This window comes from Achromobacter dolens, from assembly GCF_902859745.1.
Taxonomy (GTDB): Bacteria; Pseudomonadota; Gammaproteobacteria; order Burkholderiales; family Burkholderiaceae_B; genus Achromobacter; species Achromobacter dolens.
The window spans coordinates 212,142-236,435 of sequence record NZ_CADIJW010000001.1; the positions used below are offsets into that span (position 1 = coordinate 212,142).

Annotated in this window: 21 protein-coding genes; 7 read left to right on the forward strand and 14 right to left on the reverse strand. The window is 68.2% G+C overall.

Annotated elements, in window-relative coordinates:
* Positions 1-127: 127 nt before the first annotated feature.
* The 11 genes from HV783_RS00880 to HV783_RS00930 form a co-directional block, all read right to left on the reverse strand.
* Positions 128-1,276: an ABC transporter substrate-binding protein gene (locus tag HV783_RS00880; RefSeq protein ID WP_054501802.1), complete on the reverse strand. Its 1,149-nt coding sequence runs from the start codon at positions 1,274-1,276 to the stop codon at positions 128-130.
* A gap of 163 nt (positions 1,277-1,439) precedes the next feature.
* Entirely contained in the window at positions 1,440-2,168 is a 729-nt protein-coding gene (locus HV783_RS00885) for an SDR family NAD(P)-dependent oxidoreductase (protein WP_064525557.1), read from the reverse strand.
* Between the two features lie 38 nt (positions 2,169-2,206).
* Positions 2,207-2,992, reverse strand: a complete 786-nt coding sequence (locus HV783_RS00890; RefSeq protein ID WP_020925011.1) for a cyclase family protein — start codon at positions 2,990-2,992, stop codon at positions 2,207-2,209.
* A gap of 31 nt (positions 2,993-3,023) precedes the next feature.
* Positions 3,024-4,265, reverse strand: a complete 1,242-nt coding sequence (locus tag HV783_RS00895) for an SDR family NAD(P)-dependent oxidoreductase (protein ID WP_175188532.1) — start codon at positions 4,263-4,265, stop codon at positions 3,024-3,026.
* On the reverse strand, positions 4,262-5,437 hold the full coding sequence (locus HV783_RS00900) for a thiolase family protein (RefSeq protein WP_175168346.1): 1,176 nt from the start codon (positions 5,435-5,437) through the stop codon (positions 4,262-4,264). The genes HV783_RS00895 and HV783_RS00900 overlap by 4 nt, the downstream gene beginning before the upstream one ends.
* Positions 5,434-7,065, reverse strand: a complete 1,632-nt coding sequence (locus HV783_RS00905) for an AMP-binding protein (RefSeq protein WP_175188534.1) — start codon at positions 7,063-7,065, stop codon at positions 5,434-5,436. The genes HV783_RS00900 and HV783_RS00905 overlap by 4 nt, the downstream gene beginning before the upstream one ends.
* A gap of 9 nt (positions 7,066-7,074) precedes the next feature.
* Positions 7,075-7,566 (reverse strand): aromatic-ring-hydroxylating dioxygenase subunit beta, encoded by a 492-nt coding sequence (locus HV783_RS00910; RefSeq protein ID WP_049071602.1) that lies wholly within the window; start codon positions 7,564-7,566, stop codon positions 7,075-7,077.
* Positions 7,563-8,876: an aromatic ring-hydroxylating dioxygenase subunit alpha gene (locus tag HV783_RS00915; protein WP_054416497.1), complete on the reverse strand. Its 1,314-nt coding sequence runs from the start codon at positions 8,874-8,876 to the stop codon at positions 7,563-7,565. The genes HV783_RS00910 and HV783_RS00915 overlap by 4 nt, the downstream gene beginning before the upstream one ends.
* Before the next feature lie 27 nt (positions 8,877-8,903).
* Positions 8,904-9,881, reverse strand: a complete 978-nt coding sequence (locus HV783_RS00920; protein ID WP_116792698.1) for a PDR/VanB family oxidoreductase — start codon at positions 9,879-9,881, stop codon at positions 8,904-8,906.
* A gap of 22 nt (positions 9,882-9,903) precedes the next feature.
* Positions 9,904-11,448, reverse strand: a complete 1,545-nt coding sequence (locus tag HV783_RS00925) for an indolepyruvate oxidoreductase subunit beta family protein (RefSeq protein ID WP_175188536.1) — start codon at positions 11,446-11,448, stop codon at positions 9,904-9,906.
* Between the two features lie 11 nt (positions 11,449-11,459).
* Entirely contained in the window at positions 11,460-13,685 is a 2,226-nt protein-coding gene (locus tag HV783_RS00930; RefSeq protein ID WP_175188538.1) for a ferredoxin family protein, read from the reverse strand.
* A gap of 371 nt (positions 13,686-14,056) precedes the next feature.
* On the opposite strand from HV783_RS00930, the gene HV783_RS00935 reads away from it, so the two are divergent.
* From HV783_RS00935 to HV783_RS00960, 6 genes are all read left to right on the forward strand, one after another.
* Positions 14,057-14,551 (forward strand): MarR family winged helix-turn-helix transcriptional regulator, encoded by a 495-nt coding sequence (locus tag HV783_RS00935; protein ID WP_175188540.1) that lies wholly within the window; start codon positions 14,057-14,059, stop codon positions 14,549-14,551.
* A 239-nt stretch (positions 14,552-14,790) separates the two neighbouring features.
* Complete coding sequence (locus HV783_RS00940) at positions 14,791-16,362, forward strand: ABC transporter substrate-binding protein (RefSeq protein WP_175188541.1); 1,572 nt, start codon at positions 14,791-14,793, stop codon at positions 16,360-16,362.
* A 66-nt stretch (positions 16,363-16,428) separates the two neighbouring features.
* Positions 16,429-17,418 (forward strand): ABC transporter permease, encoded by a 990-nt coding sequence (locus HV783_RS00945; protein WP_006388963.1) that lies wholly within the window; start codon positions 16,429-16,431, stop codon positions 17,416-17,418.
* Entirely contained in the window at positions 17,418-18,332 is a 915-nt protein-coding gene (locus tag HV783_RS00950; protein ID WP_054501792.1) for an ABC transporter permease, read from the forward strand. Before HV783_RS00945 ends, HV783_RS00950 begins: the two co-directional genes overlap by 1 nt.
* A 149-nt stretch (positions 18,333-18,481) precedes the next feature.
* Complete coding sequence (locus HV783_RS00955) at positions 18,482-19,462, forward strand: ABC transporter ATP-binding protein (RefSeq protein ID WP_054416502.1); 981 nt, start codon at positions 18,482-18,484, stop codon at positions 19,460-19,462.
* Positions 19,459-20,454: an ABC transporter ATP-binding protein gene (locus HV783_RS00960; RefSeq protein ID WP_054501791.1), complete on the forward strand. Its 996-nt coding sequence runs from the start codon at positions 19,459-19,461 to the stop codon at positions 20,452-20,454. Before HV783_RS00955 ends, HV783_RS00960 begins: the two co-directional genes overlap by 4 nt.
* Positions 20,455-20,948: 494 nt before the next feature.
* On the opposite strand, the gene HV783_RS00965 is transcribed toward HV783_RS00960, so the two are convergent.
* Both HV783_RS00965 and HV783_RS00970 read right to left on the reverse strand, forming a co-directional pair.
* Positions 20,949-21,470 (reverse strand): hypothetical protein, encoded by a 522-nt coding sequence (locus tag HV783_RS00965; RefSeq protein ID WP_026382650.1) that lies wholly within the window; start codon positions 21,468-21,470, stop codon positions 20,949-20,951.
* A 110-nt stretch (positions 21,471-21,580) separates the two neighbouring features.
* Complete coding sequence (locus tag HV783_RS00970) at positions 21,581-22,369, reverse strand: AraC family transcriptional regulator (protein ID WP_116793227.1); 789 nt, start codon at positions 22,367-22,369, stop codon at positions 21,581-21,583.
* Positions 22,370-22,467: 98 nt separating this feature from the next.
* Here HV783_RS00970 and HV783_RS00975 point away from each other — a divergent pair, with 98 nt between their 5' ends.
* A complete protein-coding gene (locus tag HV783_RS00975; protein WP_175188543.1) occupies positions 22,468-23,394 on the forward strand; it encodes a DMT family transporter in 927 nt (308 codons plus the stop codon).
* A gap of 13 nt (positions 23,395-23,407) precedes the next feature.
* Here the strand turns inward: HV783_RS00975 and HV783_RS00980 are convergent, their stop codons facing one another.
* Positions 23,408-24,271 (reverse strand): AAC(3) family N-acetyltransferase, encoded by an 864-nt coding sequence (locus HV783_RS00980; protein WP_231132832.1) that lies wholly within the window; start codon positions 24,269-24,271, stop codon positions 23,408-23,410.
* Positions 24,272-24,294 lie beyond the last annotated feature (23 nt).

Genomic DNA, 24,294 nt, shown 5'->3' on the forward strand with positions numbered 1-24,294 from the left:
ATAAAACGGAAAATCACTGCAGCGGATTTATCCCCCCGAAGCGCTGCGCGCCTCCCCCCGGGGGGCATGCCTGCGGACCGGCAAAGCCGGCTCCGCGGCATCTCGATGGGGCAGCGTTCAAGGGGGGTTACTTGACTAGCGTCCAGTTGCCGTCCTTGACGGTGATGAGTTCGCGGCCGCGGTCGTCGAAGCCGCTGTGGTCGGCGGCGCTCATGTTGTAGACGCCCTGGGTGCCGACCAGCTCGCGGGTCTGCTCCAGCGCGTCGCGCAGCGCGCTGCGGAATTCCTTGGTGCCCGGCTTGCCGGCCTTCTCGGCCAGCGGAATGGCCTTCTCCAGCAGCAGGCCGGCGTCGTAGACGTTGGCGCCGAAGGTGGCGGGCTTGGAGCCGTTGAGCTTTTCGTAGGCGGCGATGTAGTCGCTGGCGACCTTCTTGGACGGGTTGCTGTCGGGCATTTCCGGCAGCACCAGCATCAGGCTGGCGGCCAGCACGGTGCCTTCGACCTTCTTGCCGCCGAGCTTGAGGAAGTCGGGCAGCGCGGCGCCGTGGGTCTGGTAGAACTTGCCCTTGTAGCCCTGGTCGAACAGCGTCGCCTGCGGCAGCACGCTGGCGGCGCCGGGGGCGGCCACCAGCACGGCGTCGGGCTTGGCCGCCAGGATCTTCAGCGCCTGGCCGGTGACCGAGCTGTCAAAGCGCAGGTAGCGTTCGTTGGCGGTGATCTTGATGCCCTTTTCGGCCGCCAGGCCGGAGAACACCTTGTACCAGTTCTCGCCATACGGATCGTTCAGGCCGATGAAGCCGACCGTCTTGATGCCGGTCTTGGCCATGTGGTCGACCAGCGCGCGGGCGATGATGTCATCGTTCTGGGTGGTCTTGAAGACCCACTTCTTCTGCTCGTTCATCGGCAGCACCACGGCGGCGGTGCCCACCGGCGCCAGCATCGGCACGCCGGCCTCGGCGGCGAACTGGATCACGCCCATGGCGTTGGGCGAGCCCGACGGCCCGATCAGGGCGTCCACGTTCTGTTCGGTGATGAGCTTCTTGAAGGCCGTGACCGAGTTGGTGGAATCGCTGGCGTCGTCCAGCGAGATGTATTCCACGGTCAGGTCGCCGATCTTCTTGGGCAGCAGCGGCACGGTGTTCTTTTGCGGGATGCCGACCAGCGCGGTGGGGCCGGTGGACGAGGTGACCACGCCGACCTTGACCTGGGCCAGGACGGGCAGGGAGACCAGCGTGGCCAGCACGGCGGCGGCCAGGGGGAGTTTCTTCGACAGCATGGCAAAACCTCCGGATAGGGGGCAGAGTGGGTGCGGCTGGAAAACGGAGAAAACGGATACCGCGGAAATTGCTTTTGGTTTCAACTTTCTGGCACTGCACTGTAGACGCGGTCTGCGTGCTTACCTATCCGTCAAAACCCGAAGCGGATGCGTGGGACGCCGGTCAGATGGTGATGGAACTGACGCTGGCGCCGCCGCAGACGAACAGCGTCTGGCCGGTGACGAAGCTGTTGGCCGGGTCGGCGAAGAACATCACCGCCCGCGCCACGTCGTCCGAGCGTCCCAGGCGCTTGACCGGGATGCCGTTGGCAAGCTGCTTTTCGCGTTCGCTGCCGGGTTCGATCACTTCGTAGAACATGTCGGTCTGGATCGGGCCGGGCGCCACCACGTTGACGGTGATGCCATGGGGCGCCAGTTCCAGCGACCAGGTGCGCGCCATGCCGACCATGCCGGCCTTGGTGGCGGAATAAGCGGTGCGGGTGGGCAGGCCCAGCGCGCCGCGCGAGGACATCATGACGATGCGGCCGAAATGGCGTTCCTGCATGCCGGGCAAGGCCGCCTGCACCAGGCTGATGGCCGCGCCCAGGTGGATCTGGGTCAGGCCGTGCAGTTCCTCCTGGGTCACCTGCGGCAGCAGGTTGGGCCAGATGACGCCGGCGTTGTGGATGACATGGCTGACCGGAAAGCGCGCCGCGATCTCGGCGCCGGCCTGGGCCGTAGCGTCGGCGTCCAGCAGGTCGACCTGCACGTTGTGCAGGCGCGGGTGGCTGAAGTCGGCGGCGCGGCGCGCCATCGAGATCACTTCGTAGCCGGCTTCGAGCATGCTGCGGCAGATTTCGGCGCCGATGCCGGCGCTGCCGCCGGTGACGATGGCGACGTTGGTTTGCGTCATGGTGAATCCCCCTGTGTTCTGTTGTTCTTGACGGCCGCTCAGGCGCGCGGCGCCAGCGCCAGCACCCGCAGCGGGCTGCCCGAGCCGCTGCGGATCTTGAGCGGCGCCGAGAAGATCACCGCGCCGGTGGGCGGCAGCTGGTCCAGGTTGGTCAGGCACTGCAGGCCGTAGCGGTTGTTGCCGTGCATGAAGTAGTGGCAGGGGTAGGGCGGATTCAGGTGATGGGCCTGACCGGCGTCGGTGCCCACCGATTCGGTGCCGAAGCCGTGCACGTCGCGTTCCTTGATCAACCACGGCACCACCTCGGCGTCGGGGCCGGGCGAATGGGCGCCGTCTTCCTGCATGTTCAGGTATTCGGCCGGCTTGGCGCGCTTGGACCAGTCGGTGCGCATCAGCACCCAGGAACGGGCCGGGATGCGGCCATGCTGTTCCTCCCACTTCTTGACGAAGTCGATGGTCAGCAGGAAGTCCGGGTTGTCGCGCGCCTCGGCCGAACAGTCGATGACGCAGGCGCCGGCGATGAAGGCCTCGACCGGGATGGTGTCGACGGTGTTGTCGGGTTGGTCCTTGCCGGTGACCCAGTGCACCGGCGCGTCGAAGTGGGTGCCGGTGTGCTCGGAGCACGAGAAATTGTTCCAGTACCAGGCCGGGCCGCGCTCGTCATAGCGCGAGATCTCCTCGATGCGGAACGGCCAGGCCTGGCCGAATTCCGGCGGCAGCACGATGGTCGGGAATTCCGGCGTCAGCGTCTCGGTCAGGTCCACCAGGCGGATGCGGCCCGACACCAGTTCGGTCATGAATTGGGCAAGTATGGGTTGGCTCATCTGTTGCTCCTTTGGTTTTCGTGTCGGGGCGTCAGGCGCCCAGTTCCCGTTCCAGTCCCTTGGGGTTCTCCGCCAGCCGCGCGCGGAATTCCTGTGCCACGTCGCCGACGTACACGTCCTCGACGCCATCCTTCAGCGCACGCACGATGGCGCTCGCGATGGCCGTGGGCGCCACGCGCGGGGGCGGCGTGCGCTGCTCCCATTCGTGGTCGACCGGGCCGGGGAACACGTTCACCACCCGCACGCCGGACGGCCGCATTTCGGCGCGCAGGCATTGCGCCAGCGACAGCGCGGCAGCCTTGGAGGCAGACCACATGCCGCGCGCCGGCAGGTTGAGGTGGGCGTAGATCGACAGCACGTTGACCCAGGCCGTGGCGTTGTTGACGCCGTCGGCGGCGCGGCCGCACAGCGCCGGGCCGAAGCCCTGCGCCAGCCGCATCAGGCCCAGCACATTGACGTCCAGCGCGTCGCGCGCGGTGTTGACGTCCTTGCGGCCGAGCAGGCCGCCTTCGCGTTCCAGGTCGGCGGTGTTGACCAGGATCTCGACCTTGCCGCCGATCGACGCGGCGGCGCGTTCGACCGAGTCGCTGTCGGTCACGTCCAGCGCCAGCGCCTGCACCCGTGGATCGGCCGCCAGCGCGTCGAAGCCGGCGTCGCGGCGCCAGGCCTGCGGATCGCCCAGGAACACGGTCGGGCAGCCGGCGTCGAGCAGGGCGCGCGCCACCGCCTGGCCCACCGCCGACTTGCCGTCGGTGACCAGCGCCCGGCGGAATTTTGGATCGCACGAGGTCTCGCGCAGGGTCTTGTCGTCTTCCATATTGGGCGTATTCCTTTCGGGCAGGGCGATCATCACGGCCTGGCCGCCGCGGTCGAGCTTGAGCGCCAGCCGCACGCGGGCGCCGTCGGCGCAATCCTGGTGCACGTGCGCCACCACCGGCGGGCCGGCGTCCATGCGCACCGTGCCCACCCGCCACGGCAGGCGTTCACGGAAATAGAGGTCGTTGCTGTGATGCAGCGTGGTGCTGACCAGCAGCACGCCGCTGGGATCCACCGGCCGCCACGGCAGGCGTTCCGACAGGCAATGACCGCAGACCTCGCGCGGCGGGTACTGCACGGCGCCGCAATCGGCGCAGGTCTGCAGCTCGAAGCGGCCTTCGGCGGCCGCGGCCGTCAGGCCCAGGGCGGCGCGGCTGCGGGCGCCCGGCGGCAGGGTCGGCTGGCGCGTGCGCGCCACGGGGTTCTTGCGCGGCGGCTTGGCTAGCGGCTCGGTCATGCGTCGCTCCTGGCCAGGATGGCCGCGGCGGTGCACAGCCCGCGGTCGTAGTTGATCATGCCGAAGCCGCTGACCAGGCCCAGGCGCGCGTCGGCCACCTGCGTGCCGCCGGCCGTGCCGGTCAACTGGCGCAGCGCCTCGACCATGCCGAGGTAGCCGCCGGCGGCGCCGGCCTGGCCCACCGACAACTGCCCGCCGTTGGTGTTGAAGGGGAAGCTGCCGTCGATGGTGAAGGTGTTGGCGCGCACGAATTGCGGCGCTTCGCCCTTGGCGCAGAAGCCCAGGTCTTCCATCTGCATCAGGTTGATGACCGGGTAGTCGTCGTAGGCCTGCAGGAAGTCCATGTCGGCCGGCGCCGCGTCCGCCATGCCGTAGAGTTCGTCGATGTCCATGGTCCAGCCGCCGCGGGTCTGGATCGGGTCCTCGATCCAGGCGTTGTGGCGCTCGATGGTGGACAGGATGCGGGCGTAGGGCAGGTTCAGCGCCCGCGCCCGGTCTTCGCTCATCACCAGGAAGCCGTCGGCGCCAGCGCAGGGCATGACGCAGTCGAACAGGTGGATCGGGTCGGTGATGACGCGCGCGTCCAGGTATTGCTTGAGCGTCAGCGGCTTCTTCATCAGCGCGTGCGGATAGCGCAGCGCGTTGTCGCGCTGCGCCACGCAAACCTTGCCGAAGTCCTCGCGAGTGGCGCCGGTGCTGCGCATGTAGTGCGCGGTCAGCAGCGCGAAGCTGGCGTTGGGGCCGCCCGCGCCATAGGGGTAAACCGCGTCCTGGGCGAAGCGCGAGAACTGGCTGACGGTGTTGCGGAACGAGTCGACCTGGTTGGTGTCGCCCGCGATGCAGGCGACGATGCCGGCGTCGCCCGCCTGCACCGCGCGCGCGGCGCGGCGCAGCGCGGCCACGCCGCTGGCGCCGCCCATGGGGATGTGGTCGAGCCAGCGCGGGCTCATGCCCAGGTGCTGCGTCAGGCCCACGGCGGTGTCCGGCGCCAGCGTGAAGCTGGACACGCACAGGCCGTCGACGTCGGTCTTGGCGATGCCGGCCTGGCGGATCAGCGCGCCCAGCGCGCGGCCCAGCCACCAATGCGCGGCATGGGTGGAATAGCGCTCGTACGGAATGCTGACGGGCAGGGCCGCCACCACGCCGTCGTAGCGGGCGCGCGGCGGGGTCATCGGGCCGGCTCCTGGCGCTTCTTCATCGCGGTGGTGTCGACGCAGTTCGTGCTGCCGGGCAGCGTCGGCGCCAGCGCCTTCATTTCGCCGCGCTGGATCTTGTTGGTGGTGGTGAGCGGCAGGCTGTCGACGAAGGCGACGTAGCCGGGCGCCTTGTAATAGGCCAGTTGTTGCAGGCTCCACTGCACGATGTCGCGGGCCGCGTCGGCGCGGGCGGCGGCGTCGGCGGGCGCGGTTTCCGCCACCACGCAGGCCAGCACCTCGTCGCCGCGCACCGGGTCGGGCACGGCGGCCACCGCCACGGCCTTGACCAGCGGATGCTGCAGCAGCACGCTTTCGACTTCCACGGCGGAGATGTTCTCGCCGCTGCGGCGGATCACGTTCTTCTTGCGGTCGACGAAGCGCAGCGCGCCGTCGGCCTCGCGGCGCACGATGTCGCCGGTGTGGAACCAGCCGTCCTCCCAGGCCTGCGAAGTGGCCTCGGCGTCCTTCAGGTACCCGGCGAAGAAGCCGTAACGCGGGTCATCGCCGGCATGGCGCACCAGCAGCTCGCCCGGCTCGCCGGCCGCGGCCTCGCCGCCGTGGTCGGCGACGATGCGCACCTCTACGTCGTCCTCTTCGCGGCCGAAGCAACTGCTGCCGATGTGGCGCGGCTCCTGGTTGGCGATGATGACGGCCCCGGCGCCGGTTTCGGTCATGGCCCAGGCTTCCAGCAGCGGAAAACCGAAGCGTTCCTCAAAGGGCTGGTGCAGCTTGCGGTCGACGCCCGCGCCGAAACCGAATCGGATGGCTGGCTGCCTGTCGCGCGCCGACGGTTCGGCCTTCATCAGGATCGCCGGCATCACGCCCAGGTAGTGCAGCACGGTGGCGCCGGATTCGCGCACGCTGTCCCACCAGGTCTTGGGATGAAAGCGGTCCAGTGGAATCAGGCAGCCGCCGGTCAGCACCATGGCCATGGCGGAATAAGCCATGGCGTTCATGTGCACCAGCGGCAGCGGCGTCAGCATGCGCTCCTCGCCGGGGCGCAGCTCGGCCAGGCCGCCGATGCGGGCGTACCAGCCGCCCGCGTGCAGGAAATAGCGATTCGGCAGGATGCAGCCCTTGGGACGGCCGGTGGTGCCGGACGTGTACAGCAGCGCGCACTCGGTCAGTTCATCCGGCTCGCCCGCCAGCGGCGCGGGGAAGGGCGCGGCGGGCGGGGCGTCGTCCGGCCCCATCACGCGCAGCGGCCGGCCGGCGCGCTCGGCGGCGGCCAGCAGGTCGGCGTGGCGCTCGGGCAGGGCCACCGCCAGCGCGATTTCGGAATGGCCGGTCAGGTACTCCAGTTCGGCCGCGCGCAGATCGGGGTTGATCGGCACCACCGACACGCCCAGCGCATTCAGCGCGAACCAGTGCAGGAAGAAGGCGGGGCGGTTTTCCAGCAGCAGGCCGGCGCGGTGGCCGTGGCCGTAGCCGGCGCGGGCATAGGCCGCGCGCAGCGTCTCGATGGCGGCGGCAGCCTGCGCATAGCCCAGTTCGCCGGCGCCGATGCCGTAGATGCCGGCGGTTTCCGGCAGGATGCACAGGAAGGGCCGGGCGCCGTGGCGGGCCGCGGTGTCCAGGAAAGCCTGGTGGACGGTGGTGCTCACAAGCCGCTCCTACATGAACAATTGGATGTTGCCGAACGCGGCGTCGCAGTTCACCAGGTCGACGCGCTTGAGGCGGATACGCAGCGCGCCGTCCTGCTCGACCAGGTGATGCGTGGCCCAGCCGGCGTACAGCGTCTGCGCGTCCTGCCGCGTCTCGACGTAATGGAAGGCGGTGCGCACCACGTGGCGGCCCTGGTCCGGCGCCGAATCGGGATGGTCGTGTTCGACCGTGGGCGCCTGCAGCAGATGATGGCAACGGCTCTTGGGCTGCTGCGAGAAGGTGCGCTGGCCGGCGAGGCGCTCGACCCGCACGCGCAGCAGCAGCTTGTCCTCGTACATGAGCGAGGCGTGCAGGCGGGCGTCGGTCTGGCCGTGGGCCAGCGGCATCCAGTAGTGGCCGTCCTCGGTGTACAGATCCAGCCAGTCCTCGAAGCGCAACTCGTCGAGCAGGCGCGCCTCGGCGTAGACGAAATCGATCAGGTCGCGGTCGCTCAAGCTCATGCCTGCTCCGTCATGTAGCGGCCCCATGCGCGGTATTGGTTGCGCATCTGCCATTCGTTGGTGCCGTTGGTGGTGACGTTCTTCTGGCCGATTTCGGCGGGGTCGTACAGGCGGCCGACGTTGACCCAGTCGCGGGCGCGCGATTGCAGGCCATCCTGCGCGCGCTCGTACATCTCCAGGTCGTCGTGGCCGACCACCGAGGTGGGCGCGTTGATCAGGCGGTTGTACATGAGAGTGCGTTCCAGCAGCAGGTCGGGCGCGCCGACCAGGCGGAAGGTCCACGACTCCACCAGGGTGCGGTCGGCGGCGATCGGCTTGAACACGCGCAGGGTCTGGATCGGGCCCTTGACCATGATGTTGGGGAAGTACACGGTGTTGTGGCGCACGTCGCCCAGGATCTGGCGGGCGCGTTCCTCGCCATAGGCGGCGACCATCGACTCCCAGTAACCCGGAATGCCTGAATAGGCGGCGTGGATCGAATCGGACACGCCGGTGTGTCCGTGGCCGTTTTCCCAGACGCGGATGCCCATGTTCTCGAAGAACTCGTAGGGCGAGATGAATGGCGCGAACAGTTCCACCGCCATCGGCTTGGGCGTGCCGGCCGGGGCTTGTTCCCAGACCTTGACCGCGGTGCCGGCCGACGACTCGTGCGCCACCATCGGATGGCAGGTGTCGGTCTGGTTGTCGACCAGCATCTTCCAGTTGCAGCGGTGCATGTAGCGCAGCACGCCGCCGGCCACTTCCAGCCGGCCCTCGGGCGAGCGGTCGACCATGTTGTCCAGCGTCGACAGCGCGTCGCCGAAGAAGTCTTCGAACGACTGGCCGTTCGGGTTCAGGCGGCAGAACACGAAGCCGCGATGGTTGCGCACGTCTTTCACCGCCGCCATGCCCTGGCTGGCCTCACACTGCTCCAGGCCGGTGTTCTCATAGCCTTTTTTCAGCGGGATCGACAGCAGGCTGCCGTCGGTCTTGAAGGTCCAGGCGTGGTACGGGCAGCGGAAGAACTTGCCGGTGTTGCCGCAGGCGTCGCCCGCCACCATGGTGCCCTTGTGCGGGCAGCGGTTGTGCAGCACGCGCACCGAACGGTCGCTGTGGCGCACCATCACCACCGGCTGGTTGCCGACGGTGGTGGTGATGTAGTCGCCGGGGTTGGGCACCTGGCTGTCGTGGCCGACGTAGACCCAGGTGTTGGCGTACAGCCGTTCCATCTCCAGGTCGAACAATTCATCGTCGATGAACAGGTCCTTGTGCACCTCGGTCTCGCGCAGCAGGGCGCGGATGGCGTCGGGGTTGTCGCGGTATTTGGCCATGGGAGTCTCCTCTTGTCGCGCCCGGCCCTACAGGTCCAGCACCAGGCGCGCCGACTTGGCGCGCGAGATGCAGATCTGGATGATCTTGCCGCTGGCTTTCTCGGTATCCGACAGGTAGTAGTCGCGGTGGTCCGGCTCGCCCTCCAGCACGGTAGCCTGGCACACGCCGCATTCGCCGCGCTTGCAGTCGTACATCGGGTCGCAGCCTTCTTCTTCCATGACGTCGACGATGGTCTTGTCGGCGGGAATCGTCAGCACCCGGCCGGACTGGCGCAGCTCGACCTCGAAGGGCTGGTCGCCGGCCTGCGGCGCGGCGGTCGCGAACAGCTCGAAATGGATGTGGGCGTCGGGCCAGTGGCGGGCGCGCGCTTCGTGGATGACGGCGTCGATCAGGCCCTTGGGGCCGCAGACGTACAGGTGCTGGCGCGGGTTGGCGGCGTCCAGCAGCGCCTTCAGGTCGAAGCGGCAGGAAGCGTCGTCGTCCGCATGCGGCACCAGCGCGTCGCCAGCCAGCGCCTGCAATTCCGGCAGGAACGCCAGTTGGTCGCGGCTGCGGCCGCTGTAGTGCAGTTCGAAGGCGCGGCCGGCGGACTTGAGCGCCGCCGCCATCGACGCCACCGGCGTGATGCCGATGCCGCCGGCGATCAGCACCACCGGTTCGTCGCCAGCCGGACCCTCGTGCAGCGGGAAATCGTTCTTCGGCCCTTCGACGCTGAGCGTGTCGCCCACCGCCAGGCCATGCATGTGGCGCGAGCCGCCCGCGCTGGCTTCTTCCAGCCGCACGCCCAGGCGATATTCGACGGGTTCGGCGAAGCGGCCGGCTTCCGGCGTCAGTTGCACCAGCGAGTAGCAGCGCGGTTCGCGCAGGCCCGGCACGCTGACCTTAAGGTGGGCGCCGGGGCCGAAGGCGGGCAGGGCGCCGCCGTCTTCGCGCGCCAGGCGCAGCGAGCGGATCAGCGGCGATTCCTGGCGGACTTCACGGACGATGAGTTTCAGGGTTTGCACGGCGTTCGTCTCTATCTCGATGTCAGGCGGCCAGTTTCTCGGCCAGTTGGCGTTCCATGGGGCCGCATTTCTCGTCGGCCAGCGCGGCCTGGCGCAAGGCGCGCAGCGAAGCCGCGGCATCGGGCCGGCCCGCCAGTTGGGCGGCGGCCGCGATCAATTGGCGGTACTTGCCGCCGCCGCGCGCGTGGGTGTCGCTGTAGCCCTTGACCAGGCGGCGGCAGTTGACGGTCTCGACGGCCAGGTCGTAGTCGCGCGGCGCCAGGCTGGCGATCAGGTCGAGCCATTGGGTCAGGCCCTCGGATTCGATCTGGTGGCGCAGCGTGCGGCGGCGGAAGCGCCGCATGCCGGCCAGCGTGTACAGCATCAGGAAGCCGACCAGCGTGCCGCTCTGCATGCGGCGGCCCTTGCCCAGGCGGCGTTCGACGAAGCCGCCGAAGGCCTTCGACCGTTCGAGCCAGCGGCCCAGCCCGGCCGGCAGCGTGCCGCAGATTTCCTCCAGCCGCGGATGCATGAATTCGGTGGTGTAGACCAGTTGGTCCGGCTTGGCGCCGACTTCGGCGCGCACGCGCTCGAAGCGGCTGCCGCGCGTCTTCAGGTCGGCCACGCGGATCACGTCGTCATAGGCCATGGCGGTGGCCAGGTAGCGCGCGGCGGCACAGGTCAGCGCCCATTGCTTCGATTCGCCGCCGTGGCGCGCGTCGAGTTCGCGGATCGCGGCCATGCGGGCCAGGTAGTCCTCGGCATAGGCCAGGTCCTGGAACTCGATCTGGCGGCGCGCGCCGGCCGTCAACATCGGCTGCGCACAGGCGGGGAAATCGCGCGTGATGCGGTCCAGCAGCGCCTGCGCCGCCGGGCTGGCGGCGCGTTCGGGCACGACCGGCTGTGGCCGGGTCAGGTCGATCGCGGCCGGTTGCGCGGGCGCCTGGTCGGCGGCCTCGAAGCCGAGCGCGAAGGCGCGCAGGCTGGCGTCCACGCCGACGCCGGCGCGGCGCACGGTGGCCTCGAAGTCGTCGCGCGAGAACGGCAGCGCGCCGCTGCCGGCGACGGCGCCGAACAGGCTGGCGCTGATGACGCTGCCGGCGCGGTCGGCCAGGTCCTGCAGGTCGAAGCAGAGGAAGCGGCGGGCCGCCGCGCGGCCGGCCTCCAGTACCTTGTTGGGATCGGCGATGCCGTTGCCCGGCGCCGATTTCTCGCTGACCGCGTAGCTGCGGTGCGACGAGGCGATCAGCACGCTGCGGTCGGGCGTCACCAGCCCGCGCTGGATGGCGCGGCCGCCTTCCATCAGTTCGGCCGCCACCACCAGATCGACGTCGCCCGGCGTGGGCATCAGCGCCAGCGCGGGCGGGCGTCCGGCGCGCGTCACGTCGGATTCGGGCAGCAGTTCCAGGTAATAGATGGTGGCGCCGGTGCGCTGCGCCACGCCCGGCACCGAGGTGGTCTGGGCCCACCAGCCGGCGTGCTCGGCCATGTCGACGATCCAGTCGGCCAGCACGCCGCCGCCCTGGCCGCCCATGGCCAGGATGGCGATCTTGATGGGAGTGCCTTGCTGCAATGCCACCGGGTTCATGGGGCGGGTCCTCACAGGGCGAATTTGGCCAGGCGCGCTTCGCGGCGGCGCTGCAGGTAGCCGATCACGCCCTGGCGCAGGCGCGCCAGGAAACGGTCGCGGCCGCTGGGGTTGTGGACGATGTCGGCGCGGTAGAACGACGGGCACAGCACGGCGGCGTGCGCCACTTCGCCGCAGTTGCCGCAGCCGACGCAACTGCTCTCGACGTGGGCGACCGGATCTTCCTTGAGGGGATCGCCGCTGTCCTTGACCGTCAGCGACGGGCAGCCGGACAGCCGGATACAGGCATGGTCGCCGGTACAGACGTCGGGGTCGACGCCGAAGCGTTCCTTGACCACGCGCTTGCCCGCCTTGACTGCCTGGTTGAACAGCGGCTTGATGCGGCGCTGCTTGTTCAGCATGCATTCCGACTGGGCGATGATTACCTTGGGGCCCTTGATGTCGGTGGTCAGCGCTTCCTCGATGGTGGCGCGCACCTTGGCCACGTCATAGGTGCGGTCCAGCGTGCGCACCCACTTCACGCCCACGCCGCGCACGGCCTGGTCGATGGGGTTGTTGGTGGAGCGGTCCGGATTCTCGGCGCGCGAGGACAGGATGTCCTGCCCGCCGGTGGCCGAGGCATAGAAGTTGTCGACGATGACGATAACGCCGTCGTACTTGTTGAACACCGCGTTGCCGATGCCCGAGGCCAGGCCGTTGTGCCAGAAGCCGCCGTCGCCCATGATCGAGATGGGCCGCTTGGCCGCGGGCACGTTGAAGGCCGCGGCGCTGGAGGCGCCCAGGCCGTAGCCCATGGTGGTCGCGCCCAGGTTGAACGGCGGCAGGATCGAGAACAGGTGGCAGCCGATGTCGCAGGAGATATGGTGCTGGCCCAGCTTTTCCTGCGCCAGCGTCAGGGCCGAGAAGATCGGCCGCTCCGGACAGCCGGTACAGAAGCCGGCCGGGCGCGGCGGCACCACGGCGGCCAGTTCCGCGACGTGCTTGTGGAAGGTGATGGGCTGCTCGGCCGGACGCGGCGCGGGCTTGGGCCGGGTGATTTCGGTGACCTGCAGCGCGGGCTCGGCGGCGCCAGCGTCGGCGGCCACGGCCGGATGGGTCTGCAGCGATTCGGGGCGTTCGCGCTTGAGGAATTCGCGCAGGCCGTCGCGCATCACCTGGGTGGTGTATTCGCCCGCCATCGGCAGCACGTCCTTGCCGGACAGCTTCGTATCGACGCCGGCCTTGCGCAGCACCGCGTGCAGGGCCTGTTCCAGGTAGTCGGGCTGGCCTTCCTCCAGCAGCAGCACGGCGCGCTTGCCGCGGCAGAAGTCGATGGCCTCGTCCTCGATCACGGGGTAGGCCACGTTCATCACGTACAGCGGGATGCGGCTGTTGCCGAAGTTGTCGGCCAGGCCCAGCAGTTGCAGCGCGCGGATCACGCCGTTGTACAGGCCGCCCTGCAGGATCAGGCCGATGTCGTCCTGGTCGCCGTCGAAGTGCTCGTTGAGCTTGTGCTCCTTGATATAGCGGATGGCGGCGGGCCAGCGTTCCTTGATCTTTTCCTGCTCGTGCAGGAACGAGGCCGGCGGCAGCACGATGCGGCTGGTGTCGCGCGCCGGGCTTTCCAGCGCCTGGGCCAGCGAGAACGCCGGCCGCTGGTTGTCCTTGGCGATGAAGCGGCCGTGCACGTGGCAGCCGCGGATGCGCAATTGCAGCATCACCGGCGTCTTGCTGGCCTCCGACAGCGCGAAGCCGTCTTCCACCGCCTTGACCATGCTTTCCAGGTTAGGGCGCGGATCGAGCAGCCAGATCTGCGATTTCATGGCGAACGCGTGCGAGCGTTCCTGCATGATGGACGAGCCTTCGCCGTAGTCTTCGCCGACGATGATGAGCGAGCCGCCGGTGACGCCGCCCGAGGCCAGGTTGGCCAGCGCGTCGGAGGCGACGTTGGTGCCGACGGTGGATTTCCAGGTGACCGCGCCGCGGATCGGGTACATGACCGAGGCGGCCAGCGTGGCGGCGGCGGTGGCTTCCGAGGCGCTGGCCTCGAAGTGCACGCCGAGTTCCTGCAGGATGTCGTTGGCGTCGGCCAGCACGTCCATCAGGTGCGAGATGGGCGAGCCCTGGTAGCCCGCGACATAGCCCACGCCGGACTGCAGCAGCGCCTTGGTGACCGCGAGAATCCCCTCGCCGCGGAACTCCTCGCCCGCGCCGATGCGCAACTGCTGGACTTCTTTCTTGAAAGACCTTTCAGCCATCTCGAACTCCTCCACGCGGACCGGCATCCGGGTCCCGAAGCCATGCTGCTGCGCAGCACGCCCATGTCACGAAATTTCGCTCTGAAAAATACTTTAGGAGTCAACGTTTTAGCTGTCAACAAAAAAGATGAAATTTCATGGAATCAAAAAAATATCACGCGAAAACAAGGGTGTATATACTGGTTGTTCTCTATCCGAGTGCTCGTGAAAACGCGCTTTGATGGTGCAAAAACGGGTCGCGATTCGGGGTATACCCTGTGCTGCGCAACAGCATTGCGCCGCGTCATGGCGCCAGCGCGCGCCATCGTGGTGCAATGCGCCTGCCGGCCTCGGGTCGCCTATTCAATATTGATGCGTGGGAGCGGAACAACATGCGGTCGGACAAGCACGGCGGCGGTACCCGGGACGGCGGTGCGCGGTTCGTCGATGACTACCTGGCCTACCTGCTGGCACAGGCCAGCCAGCGCATCTCGGCGGAGTTCCATCAGCAGGTGAAAGCGGCTGGCCTGTCGGTCACCGAATGGCGGGTGCTGGCCAGCCTGGAAGGCAGCGCTGGCGAAACCATCGGCGACCTGGCGGTGCTGGCGATCACCAAGCAACCGACCTTGAGCAAGGTGGTGCAGCGCATGGAAACCGAAGGGCTGGTGACGCGCACCGAAGTGCGCGCCGACCGCCGCCAGACGCGCGTGGTCATCACCACCAAGGGCCGCCATCTGATCGCCGCGCTATGCGAGCAGGCCATGCAGCACCAGAAGGCGGTGCTGGCGCCGTTCGGCGATGATCAGGCGGCCCTGCTGATTGACATGCTGCGCCGCCTGATGGCCGAGCACGTGCCGCTCGACCTGCCGCTGGACGCCGACGAATAGGGCGGTGCGCGCGGGCGGGGCGGCAAACAAGCCCCCGATCCGGGGTGCCGGGATGGGATGGGCCGACCGAACGCTGTTTACATACCGGGCCAGCGATTCTTTTGTCATATTTTTATACGTCCCTAAATATGTTCTCCCTCTGAAAACCCCCTCCGGTACGCATAAACCCTTAATTGACGCGGGTCTTGGGCCTAGGCAATATCGCGCCGGTATTCAGACTACAGTCAGGAGTTGAACCTATGCGCCGCACTTTGATTGCCATCGCGATCGCCGCCGCCGTGGCCGTGCCCTCGATCGGGCAGGCCAAGACCTTCCGTTGGGCCGCCCAGGGCGACATCCTCACCTTTGATCCGCACTCGCAGAACGAAGGCATGACGATTGCCGCCAACAGCTACGTCTATGAACCGCTGGTGGACTACGACAAGGACTTCAAGGTGGTGCCGCGCCTGGCAACCGAGTGGGAGCAGGTTTCGCCCACGCTGTACCGCTTCAAGCTGCGCCCCGGCGTCAAGTTCCACGACGGCGCCGCCTTCACGGCCGACGACGTGGTGTTCTCGGTGCACCGCGCCATGGCGCCCACCTCGAACTACAAGGCCTACACCACCGGCATCAAGGAAGCGCGCAAGATCGACGACCTGACGGTCGAGATCGAGACCTCGGCGCCCAACCCGGTGCTGCTGCGCCAGCTGCCCAACGTGTTCATCATGAACAAGGCCTGGTCGGAGAAGAACAACATCGCCAAGCCGCAGGACTTCGTCAACAAGGAAGAGACATTCGGCGCCCGCAACACCAACGGCACCGGCCCGTACAAGCTGAAGTCGCGCGAAGTCGACGTGCGCACCGTGTTCGAAGAGAACAAGGGCTGGTGGAACCAGGCCAACAAGGTCGGCAACGTGACCGAAGTGGTGTTCACCCCGATCAAGCAGAACGCCACGCGCACCGCGGCGCTGCTGTCCGGCGAGATCGACTTCGTGCTCGATCCGGCCGCTCAGGATCTGGACCGCCTGCGCCAGTCGGCCAAGGTGGTCGAGGGCAACGAGTACCGCACCATCTACCTGGGCCTGGACCAGAAGCGTCCCGAGTTGCAGTATTCCAACATCAAGGGCAAGAACCCGTTCCAGGACATCCGCGTGCGCGAGGCGCTGTACCGCGCCATCGACGTCGACGCCATCAAGCGCGCGGTGATGCGCGGCCTGTCGGCGCCCACTGGCACCATGATCGCGCCGCAGGTCCACGGCTGGGCCGAGTCGCTGCACAAGCGCGTGCCCTACGATCCCGAGAAGGCCCGCGCCCTGCTCAAGGACGCCGGCTATGACGGCACGCTGAACTTCACGCTCGACTGTCCCAACAACCGCTACATCAACGACGAGGCCATCTGCCAGGCGGTGGTCGGCATGTGGGCCAAGGTGGGCGTGAAGGCGACCATGAACGCGATGCCGCGTTCGACCTACTTCCCCAAGGTGCAGAACTCCGACACCAGCGCCTACCTGTTCGGCTGGGGCGTGCCGACGTTCGACGCCATGTACACGCTGCAGAACCTGATCCGCACCAAGGGCGAGGGCGCGGACGGCATGTACAACCTGGGCAACTACAGCAACAAGGACCTGGATGCGATCATCGACCGCATCAAGACCGAAACCGACGCGGCCAAGCGCGACGCCGACATCCGCAAGGTGCTGGAAGTCCACGCCCAGGAATTCGGCCACATCCCGCTGCATGACCAGGTCATTCCCTGGGCCATGCGCAAGAACGTGTCGGTGATCCACCGCGCGGACAACCGCCTCGTTGCCGACTGGGTCAAGGTCGACTGACCCCGCCCTTCCGGCTAACCAGACAGCGAAGCCCCGCGGGGCTTCGCCGTTTTGCCTTTCCCGCCTATGTTTGCTTTCATACTGCGTCGCCTGTTGCAGGCCGTAGCGGTGATGCTCACCGTCGCGCTGCTGGCCTTCGTGCTTTTTCAATACGTCGGCGACCCTGTCACCATCATGCTGGGGCAGGACGCCACCGATGCCGAGCGCATCGAACTGCGTGAGCGCCTGGGGCTGAACGAGCCCGCCATCGTCCAGTTCGGCCACTTCGTGGCCAACGCCGCGCAGGGCAATTTCGGCATTTCGCTGCGCCAGAGCGAACCCGTTTCGAGCCTGCTCAAGTCGCGCCTGCCGGCCACGCTGGAGCTGTCCCTGGTGGCGGCCCTGCTGGCGCTGGTGGTGGGCGTGCCGCTGGGCGTGTACACCGCGCTCAAGCGCAACAGCCTGCTGTCGCAGCTTCTGCTGGCCGGCTCGCTGCTGGGCGTGTCGTTGCCGACCTTCCTGATCGGCATCCTGCTGATCCTGGTGTTCTCGGTGCAACTGGGCTGGCTGCCCAGCTACGGCCGCGGCGATACCGTGGCGCTGGGCTGGTGGACCTCCGGCCTGTTCACCGCCAATGGCTGGAAGCACCTGATCCTGCCGTCGATCACGCTGTCGCTGTTCCAGATGACGCTGGTGCTGCGGCTGGTGCGCTCCGAAATGCTGGAGGTGCTGCGTTCGGACTACATCAAGTTCGCGCGCGCCCGCGGCCTGAAGCGGCGCGCCATCCATTTCGGCCACGCGCTCAAGAACACCATGGTGCCCGTCATCACCATCACCGGACTGCAACTGGGCGGCATCATCGCTTTTGCCATCGTGACCGAGACGGTGTTCCAGTGGCCCGGCATGGGGCTGCTGTTCATCCAGGCGGTGCAATTCGCCGACGTGCCGGTGATGGCCGCGTACCTGTGCCTGATCGCGCTGGTGTTCGTGGTGATCAACCTGATCGTCGATCTTCTGTATTTTGTCGTGGACCCGCGCCTGCGCTCCGGGTTGACCCGCGGCGGAGGTGGCCACTGATGCGTGCCGTTCTGAAACGCTGGTGGGACAGCGACATTGCCTGGGCCTGGCGCCGGGCGCCCGTGGCCATCGTCGCCACCGTGCTGCTGGCGGCCCTGCTGATCGGCTCCTTCGGGGCCGGCTGGGTGGCGCCGCACAATCCGTTCGACCTGACCAAGGTCGAGCTGCTGGACGCGCTGCTGCCGCCGGCCTGGTCGCCCAATGGCCAGTCGACCTATCTGCTGGGCACCGACAGCCAGGGCCGCGATCTGTATTCGGCGATCCTGTATGGCACCCGCGTGTCGCTGCTGATCGGCCTGGCCTCGGTGCTGCTGTCGATGCTGATCGGCATCGTGCTGGGGCTGATCTCGGGCTACGCGGGCGGGCGCATCGATGCTTTCATCATGCGCATCGCCGACGTGCAGTTGTCGTTCCCGGCGATCCTGATCGCGCTGCTGATCGACGGCGTGGCGCGCGCCGCGGTGCCGCGCGAGCTGCACGAGATCATCGCGTTCCCGGTGCTGATCGGCGCCATCGCGCTGGCCGGCTGGCCGCAGTACGCGCGCACGGTGCGCGGCTCGACCCTGGTGGAGAAGAACCGCGAATACGTGCAGGCGGCGCGCGTGATCGGCGTGGCCTCGCCCGTGATCATGTTCCGCCACGTGCTGCCCAACGTGCTGGGGCCGGTGCTGGTGCTGGCCACCGTGCACCTGGCGACCGCCATCATCACCGAGGCGACGCTGTCGTTCCTGGGAGTGGGGGTGCCGCCGACGGCGCCGTCGCTGGGCACGCTGATCCGCATCGGCAACGATTTCCTGTTTTCCGGCGAATGGTGGATCACCATCTTCCCGGGCGCGGCGCTGGTGCTGCTGGTGTTGTCGGTCAACCTGCTGGGCGACTGGCTGCGCGACGCACTCAACCCGCGCTTAGGGTGATGGCCCACCCCCGAAGCGCTGCGCGCTTCCCCCTCAAGGGGGCATGCTGGCGGACCGGCGAAGCCGGCTCCGCGGCATCCCGATGGCCCCGTCGGCATTTCATCGGCCTCGGGGGCGCTGTACGTGGAACACGAATTTGAGAAATACCTATGAGCGCATTACTTGAAGTCCGCAACCTGCGCGTGGAGTTCCCCACGCGTCGCGGCACGCTGCTGGCCCTGGACGACGTGTCCTTTTCGATCCAGGCGGGCGAAGTCCTGGGCGTGGTGGGGGAATCGGGCGCCGGCAAGTCGCTGACCGGCGCGTCCATCATCGGCCTGCTGGAACCGCCTGGCCGCATCGCCGGCGGCGAGATCCTGCTGGCGGGCCGGCGCATCGACAACCTGCCCGACGAGCAGATGCGCCGCGTGCGCGGCCGCGAGATCGGCGCGGTGTTCCAGGACCCGCTGACCTCCCTGAATCCGCTGTACACGGTGGGCCGGCAACTGGCCGAGACCATCGTGACGCATCTGGACATGAGCTGGTCGCAGGCGCGCAACCGCGCGGTCGAGCTGCTGGCGGCCACCGGCATCCCGGCGGCGCGCGAGCGCATCGACCACTATCCGCATCAGTTCTCGGGCGGCATGCGGCAGCGTGTGGTGATCGCGCTGGCGCTGGCGGCCGAGCCCAAGCTGGTGGTGGCGGACGAGCCGACCACGGCGCTGGACGTGTCGATCCAGGCGCAGATCATCGAGCTGCTCAAGCGCCTGTGCCGCGAACAGGGCACGGCGGTGATGCTGATCACGCACGACATGGGCGTGATCGCGGAAACGGCGGACCGGGTGGCGGTGATGTACGCGGGACGCGTGGCCGAGATCGGCCCCGTGCGCGACGTCATCCACCAGCCGCGCCATCCGTACACGATGGGGCTGATGGGATCGATCCCGTCGCTGCAGGGACATGCCGAGCGGCTGGTGCAGATCGACGGCAGCATGCCGCGGCTGAACGCGATTCCGCCGGGCTGTGCCTTCAATCCGCGTTGCGGGCGGCGCCTGCCGCGTTGCGGCCAGGATCGGCCTGAATTGATGCCGGCGGGCACGTCCCGAGCGGCCTGTTGGTTGCATGAAAGCGAAGTCGAGGTGACGCCATGAGCACGCCGTTGGTACAGGTGAAGGACGCGGCGCGATGGTTCGATGTGTCGCCGCCCTGGCTGGAGCGCAAGCTGGCGGGCAAGCCGCGGGTGATGCTGCGCGCGGTCGATGGCGTGTCGTTCGAGATCAATCGCGGCGAGACCCTGGCGCTGGTGGGCGAGTCGGGCTGCGGCAAGTCGACGGTGGCGCGCATGCTGGTGGGGCTGTATGGCCTGACGCGCGGCGATATCCGTTTCGACGGCCAGCCGCTGTCGCGCATGGCGGAGCCGGGCGGGCGCGAGCTGCGCAAGCGGCTGCAGATGATTTTCCAGGATCCGTACGCGAGCCTGAATCCGCGCTGGCGCGTCGGCCGCATCATCGCCGAGCCGATGCTGACGCACACGAAGATGACGCCGGCCGAGCGCACGGCGCGAGTCGGCGAGCTGCTCCGTCAGGTGGGGCTGGATCCGGCCGACCAGGGCCGCTATCCGCACCAGTTCTCGGGTGGGCAGCGCCAGCGGATTTCGATCGCGCGGGCGCTGGCGGTGAATCCGGAGTTCCTGGTGTGCGACGAGCCGACCTCGGCGCTGGATGTGTCGGTGCAGGCGCAGGTGCTGAACCTGATGAAGGACCTGCAGCGCGAGCTGGGGCTGACCTATCTGTTCATCTCGCACAATCTGGCGGTGGTGCATCACGTGGCCGATCGGGTCGGGGTGATGTACCTGGGGCGGATGGTGGAGGTGGCGCCGCGCGACGAGCTGTTCGCGCGGCCGCGGCATCCGTATACGCGGATGCTGCTGGCGGCGATTCCGGATATCGATGGGGCCGGCAAGCCGCGCACGGCGGTGGCGGGGGAGGTGCCGAATCCGCTGAATCCGCCGTCGGGGTGCACGTTTCATCCTCGGTGTCCGCATGCGAATGAGCGGTGCAGGGGGGAGGCGCCGGTGGGGCGGATGGCGGGGGGGGCGGTGGTGGCTTGCCATGCGGTGGAGGAGGGGCGGATTGCGGGGTGATCTTTTGCTGTCTTAGTCCTGCGGGTTGTTTGGGTTCTTGAGGCGTCTGTCGCGGCGGTCGGCGGGGTGTGCGGGGCTACGATTGCGGTCCGGAGCCTTCGCTCCGGACTGCCCCTGCGTCATCCTCGTCCGCCTTCGGCTCCCTACGGATTCCCTTGGGCGCATCTACACGCCCCGCACACCCCGCCGCCCGCCGCGACAGACTTGCGTCAGCGGCTCATGACGGGTGCTGGGGCGACTGGTGTGCTTGGCGTGTTTGCCGGCACCGTCGTTGGGGGGAGAGGGTCTTGCGGGGCTGCTGCAACGGGGCCGCGCGGGCGGCCCGTTGCAGCGTCTGAGGGGTGGGGCGTCGAGGTGGTGCTGGTTTGCTCGCTCGCCTGCTTTTTTGGCGGGGCGGTGTCGCGGGAGAGTGGTTTTGGCAAAGGGCTTCTTTTGGGAAGCCCTTTTTGCTTGGTGGAGGGCGGCTCATGGGGGCCTGCCGCCTGCCTTCCGGTTCAGTGGCGGTGACCCGGATCGTTGTGGTCGTGAGCGTGGTCGTGGCCGTCGTCTTCGTCCTCGTCGTCGTCTTCCTCGTCTTCCTCATCCGGGTCGGGCAGGGGTTCCTCGGTCAGGGCGAAGGGGAGGACATCTTCCAGGTTGTCGGACCAGGCGGATTCCTCGCCGTCGTGGTCGAGCTTGATGAAGCGTTCGCCTTCGTTCAGCGAGATCTGGATGGCCCAGAGGTAGAGGCAGTCGTAGGTGTCGTCGCCGGTCGGGGGCAGGCCGCCGCGGTTGCCGAGCAGGCGGGCGCCGGGGCCGCCGAGCTGGACGTGGGTCTGTTCTTCGTCGGGCTCGGCGTTTTCGTCAATGGGCACGCCATAGGTGACCCATTCGGTGCCTTCTTCGCCCAGCACCACTTCGGCCAGGACGGGCTTGCCCAGGTAGGCGCTGAGGGCGTCGGCGGTCTTGGCGAGCATGTCCAGCTCGGTCGCGCTGAAGTGGGTCAGGGAAGGCGGGGGCGTGGCGGAGGCGGACATGGGGGTTCCTGGCGCGATGATGCCGCGGGGACGGCGTTACGAAGAAAATGCAGACGCTATTGTCTCGCGATCGCGCGCGGCTTGCATCGGGCGCTTGGATTACGCGGCCTTCAGGCGGCCGCCGGGGCGCGCTTGCGGGCGCTGTCGGGTGACTGGCCGGTCAGGCGCTGGAACATGGCGATGAAGGCGGACGGCGTGCTGTAGCCGAGTTCGCGCGATACCACCTGTACTGACTGGCCGGCGTCGAGCATTTCCAGCGCGCTGACCACGCGCAAGCGTTGGCGCCACTCGTTGAACGACATGCCCAGGTGTTGCTGGCAGTGGCGCAGGAGGGTGCGTTCGGTGATGCCGGCGGTGGCGGCCCAGTAGGCGGCGCCGCGCTTGTCGCCGGGCTGGCGCTGCAGGGCGGTCAGGATGGGGGCCAGCACGGGTTCGGTCGTGGACGGCAGGTAGCTGGCGTAGACCGGGGCGACGCGGATCTGGTCGATGACCACTTGCGCCAGGCGCCGGTCGTCCGGCGTATCTGGATAGGCGATGCCGCGCCGTTCGAAGTCGGCCAGAATGGCGCGCATGACGGGACTGATCTCCAGCGTGCAAGGCCTGGCGGGCAGGTCGGCGCAGGCGGCGGCCGGGATGTCGATGCAGGCGTAGTGCACTTCCCCCTGGTTCTGGCAGCAGTGCGAGACGTGCGGCGGTATCCAGATGGCGTAGTGGGGCGGCGACAGGTAGGTGCTGTCCTCGATGCCGATTTCCATGATGCCGGACAGGGCGAAATTCAGTTCGCCCCAGGGCGAGCTGTGGCGCTGTATGCGCGAGTGCGGCAGGAAGTGCAGGATGCGGCAGGCCAGCGGATAGGGGCGGCCCGGGCCAAGGCTGGGCGGGGCGGCGGCGAGGTCCATGTCCGAAGTTCACTGGTGGTTGTCGGTTTTTCATTATATACAGCGAGTCGGACAGGTCCTACACTGGCCGGCCGTTATCTGCTTTTGGTTTTATCCCCATGACGCGCGCCGATGTTTCGCCCACTCCCGCCCGCTATCTGCTGTTCCCGCTGCTGGCGGCGCTGATCTGGTCGGTCAACATGATCGTGACCAAGATGGCGGCCGGCGTGATCGCGCCGGCCGCCATCGGCTTTTACCGCTGGGCGCTGGCGGGGCTGCTGCTGACGCCGTTCGCGCTGCCGGCCGCCTGGCGCCAGCGGCGCGCGCTGTGGCCGTACCTGCCCAAGTTCGCGGTGCTGGGCGGCCTGGGCATGGCGTTGTACCAGGGCCTGGCCTACGTCGCGGCCGGCAGCACCACTGCCACCAACATGGGCATCATCACCGCGATGATTCCGTTGCTGACCATCGCGGTCGGCGCCGTGGCGTTGCGCGAGCGTCCCTCCCTGATGGCGCTGCTGGGCGGCCTGCTGTCGCTGGCGGGGCTGGCGTTGCTGATCGGCGAAGGCGATCCGGCGCGCCTGTTGTCGGTGGGCGCGAACCATGGCGATGTGCTGATGGGCGTGGCGGCGTTGGCCTACGCGCTGTACGGCGTGCTGCTGCGGCGCTGGGGTTTGCCGGCCGGGCCATGGGTGTCGCTGTACGTGCAGGTGGCGTTCGGCGTGCTGTTCCAGTTGCCCGCCTTTCTGATGGCGCCCGCCTCGCCGCTCAATGGCGATAATCTGCCGCTGGTGCTGTATGCCGGCCTGTTCCCGTCGCTGTTCGCGCCGTTCCTGTGGATGCAGGGCGTGCGCCACCTGGGGCCGGCCCGCGCCAGCGTGTTCCTGAACCTGATGCCGGTGGCCACCGTGGCGATCGCGGCGCTGTTCCTGGACGAGAAACCGCACCTGTTCCACATCGTTGGCGGCGCGATGGCGCTGGCCGGCGTGATGCTGGCGCAGATGCGGGCGCCCTTCGCCGGGGCCCGCCGCGCGCGGGCAGCCTCGTAGGGCGCCACGCGCCTCAGTCGGGCACGGGCTTGCCGTGCCAGTACCGCAGGGCGTGTTCCACCGCCACCCTGGCCGGCACGTGCAGGCCGTGGCCCGCGCCCAGCGCGAAGCGCCGCGCCAGTCCGGCGTCGATCAACGACTGGCCGACCGGCAGGAAATGGTCGGAGTCGAGCAGCGCGGGCTGGTCATAACGCTTCCAGACACGCCGGCCGTGCTCGATGATGGGCGAGGCCTCGGGCTGGCGCGGCCGTGTCGGCCAGGCGCGTTGTTCGGCCAGGTGCAGCATGGTGCAGACATCGAAGCCGACGCCCAGCAGCAGGATCTCGGCGTCGGCGCGCAGCAGCTTTGCCAGCGGCGAGGTTTCGCCCAGCGGGTCGTCCAGCCGGTGGTTGGCGGTCAGCGCGTCGGCGCCGGCGCCGACGGCCGCGAACGAGCAGGTGGGATGCAGGCTGCGCACGGCGCCGGGCCAGGTGCGGAACAGTTCGGCCACCGCGCCCATGCCACGCGTGGGCGTGATGGCGGGATCGTAGGCCGGCATGTGCTCGTACAGGGTGTCCAGCCAGGCGGCCGGCACCGGCGGCGCCTGCCATTGCGCGGGATCGGTCAGGTCGGAGGAGTGCGCCGGCATCGCCACCAGGCCGTCGGAACCGACGCAATCGAGCAAGGCCTGGATCAGCGCCACGGGACCGCCCGCGATCCAGCCCAGGGCGCGCAGCGAGGTGTGCACGAGCACCGTGGCGCCGGGGCGCAGGCCGCCCTCGCGCAATTGCGCCGCGAGGCTGTCGCGGGTGGCGGGAAACGGGGTGCGGGCCAGCAGGTCGGCTTCGGTCATCGGGGTGGGCAGGGCGCCGCGAAAGGCGTCATGGAACGGACACAAGCCGTAAATATAGCCTTGCCACC

What these genes read in the sequence shown, in the direction of transcription:
- HV783_RS00950 (WP_054501792.1), top strand. Translation starts at nt 17,418, where the DNA reads ATGCGTGCCGTTCTGAAACGCTGGTGGGACAGCGACATTGCCTGGGCC.
- HV783_RS00915 (WP_054416497.1), bottom strand. Translation starts at nt 8,876, where the DNA reads ATGGCCAAATACCGCGACAACCCCGACGCCATCCGCGCCCTGCTGCGC.
- HV783_RS00890 (WP_020925011.1), bottom strand. Translation starts at nt 2,992, where the DNA reads ATGAGCCAACCCATACTTGCCCAATTCATGACCGAACTGGTGTCGGGC.
- HV783_RS00955 (WP_054416502.1), top strand. Translation starts at nt 18,482, where the DNA reads ATGAGCGCATTACTTGAAGTCCGCAACCTGCGCGTGGAGTTCCCCACG.
- HV783_RS00940 (WP_175188541.1), top strand. Translation starts at nt 14,791, where the DNA reads ATGCGCCGCACTTTGATTGCCATCGCGATCGCCGCCGCCGTGGCCGTG.
- HV783_RS00965 (WP_026382650.1), bottom strand. Translation starts at nt 21,470, where the DNA reads ATGTCCGCCTCCGCCACGCCCCCGCCTTCCCTGACCCACTTCAGCGCG.
- HV783_RS00930 (WP_175188538.1), bottom strand. Translation starts at nt 13,685, where the DNA reads ATGGCTGAAAGGTCTTTCAAGAAAGAAGTCCAGCAGTTGCGCATCGGC.
- HV783_RS00945 (WP_006388963.1), top strand. Translation starts at nt 16,429, where the DNA reads ATGTTTGCTTTCATACTGCGTCGCCTGTTGCAGGCCGTAGCGGTGATG.
- HV783_RS00880 (WP_054501802.1), bottom strand. Translation starts at nt 1,276, where the DNA reads ATGCTGTCGAAGAAACTCCCCCTGGCCGCCGCCGTGCTGGCCACGCTG.
- HV783_RS00975 (WP_175188543.1), top strand. Translation starts at nt 22,468, where the DNA reads ATGACGCGCGCCGATGTTTCGCCCACTCCCGCCCGCTATCTGCTGTTC.
- HV783_RS00970 (WP_116793227.1), bottom strand. Translation starts at nt 22,369, where the DNA reads ATGGACCTCGCCGCCGCCCCGCCCAGCCTTGGCCCGGGCCGCCCCTAT.
- HV783_RS00925 (WP_175188536.1), bottom strand. Translation starts at nt 11,448, where the DNA reads ATGAACCCGGTGGCATTGCAGCAAGGCACTCCCATCAAGATCGCCATC.
- HV783_RS00910 (WP_049071602.1), bottom strand. Translation starts at nt 7,566, where the DNA reads ATGAGCTTGAGCGACCGCGACCTGATCGATTTCGTCTACGCCGAGGCG.
- HV783_RS00900 (WP_175168346.1), bottom strand. Translation starts at nt 5,437, where the DNA reads ATGACCCCGCCGCGCGCCCGCTACGACGGCGTGGTGGCGGCCCTGCCC.
- HV783_RS00885 (WP_064525557.1), bottom strand. Translation starts at nt 2,168, where the DNA reads ATGACGCAAACCAACGTCGCCATCGTCACCGGCGGCAGCGCCGGCATC.
- HV783_RS00895 (WP_175188532.1), bottom strand. Translation starts at nt 4,265, where the DNA reads ATGACCGAGCCGCTAGCCAAGCCGCCGCGCAAGAACCCCGTGGCGCGC.
- HV783_RS00960 (WP_054501791.1), top strand. Translation starts at nt 19,459, where the DNA reads ATGAGCACGCCGTTGGTACAGGTGAAGGACGCGGCGCGATGGTTCGAT.
- HV783_RS00935 (WP_175188540.1), top strand. Translation starts at nt 14,057, where the DNA reads ATGCGGTCGGACAAGCACGGCGGCGGTACCCGGGACGGCGGTGCGCGG.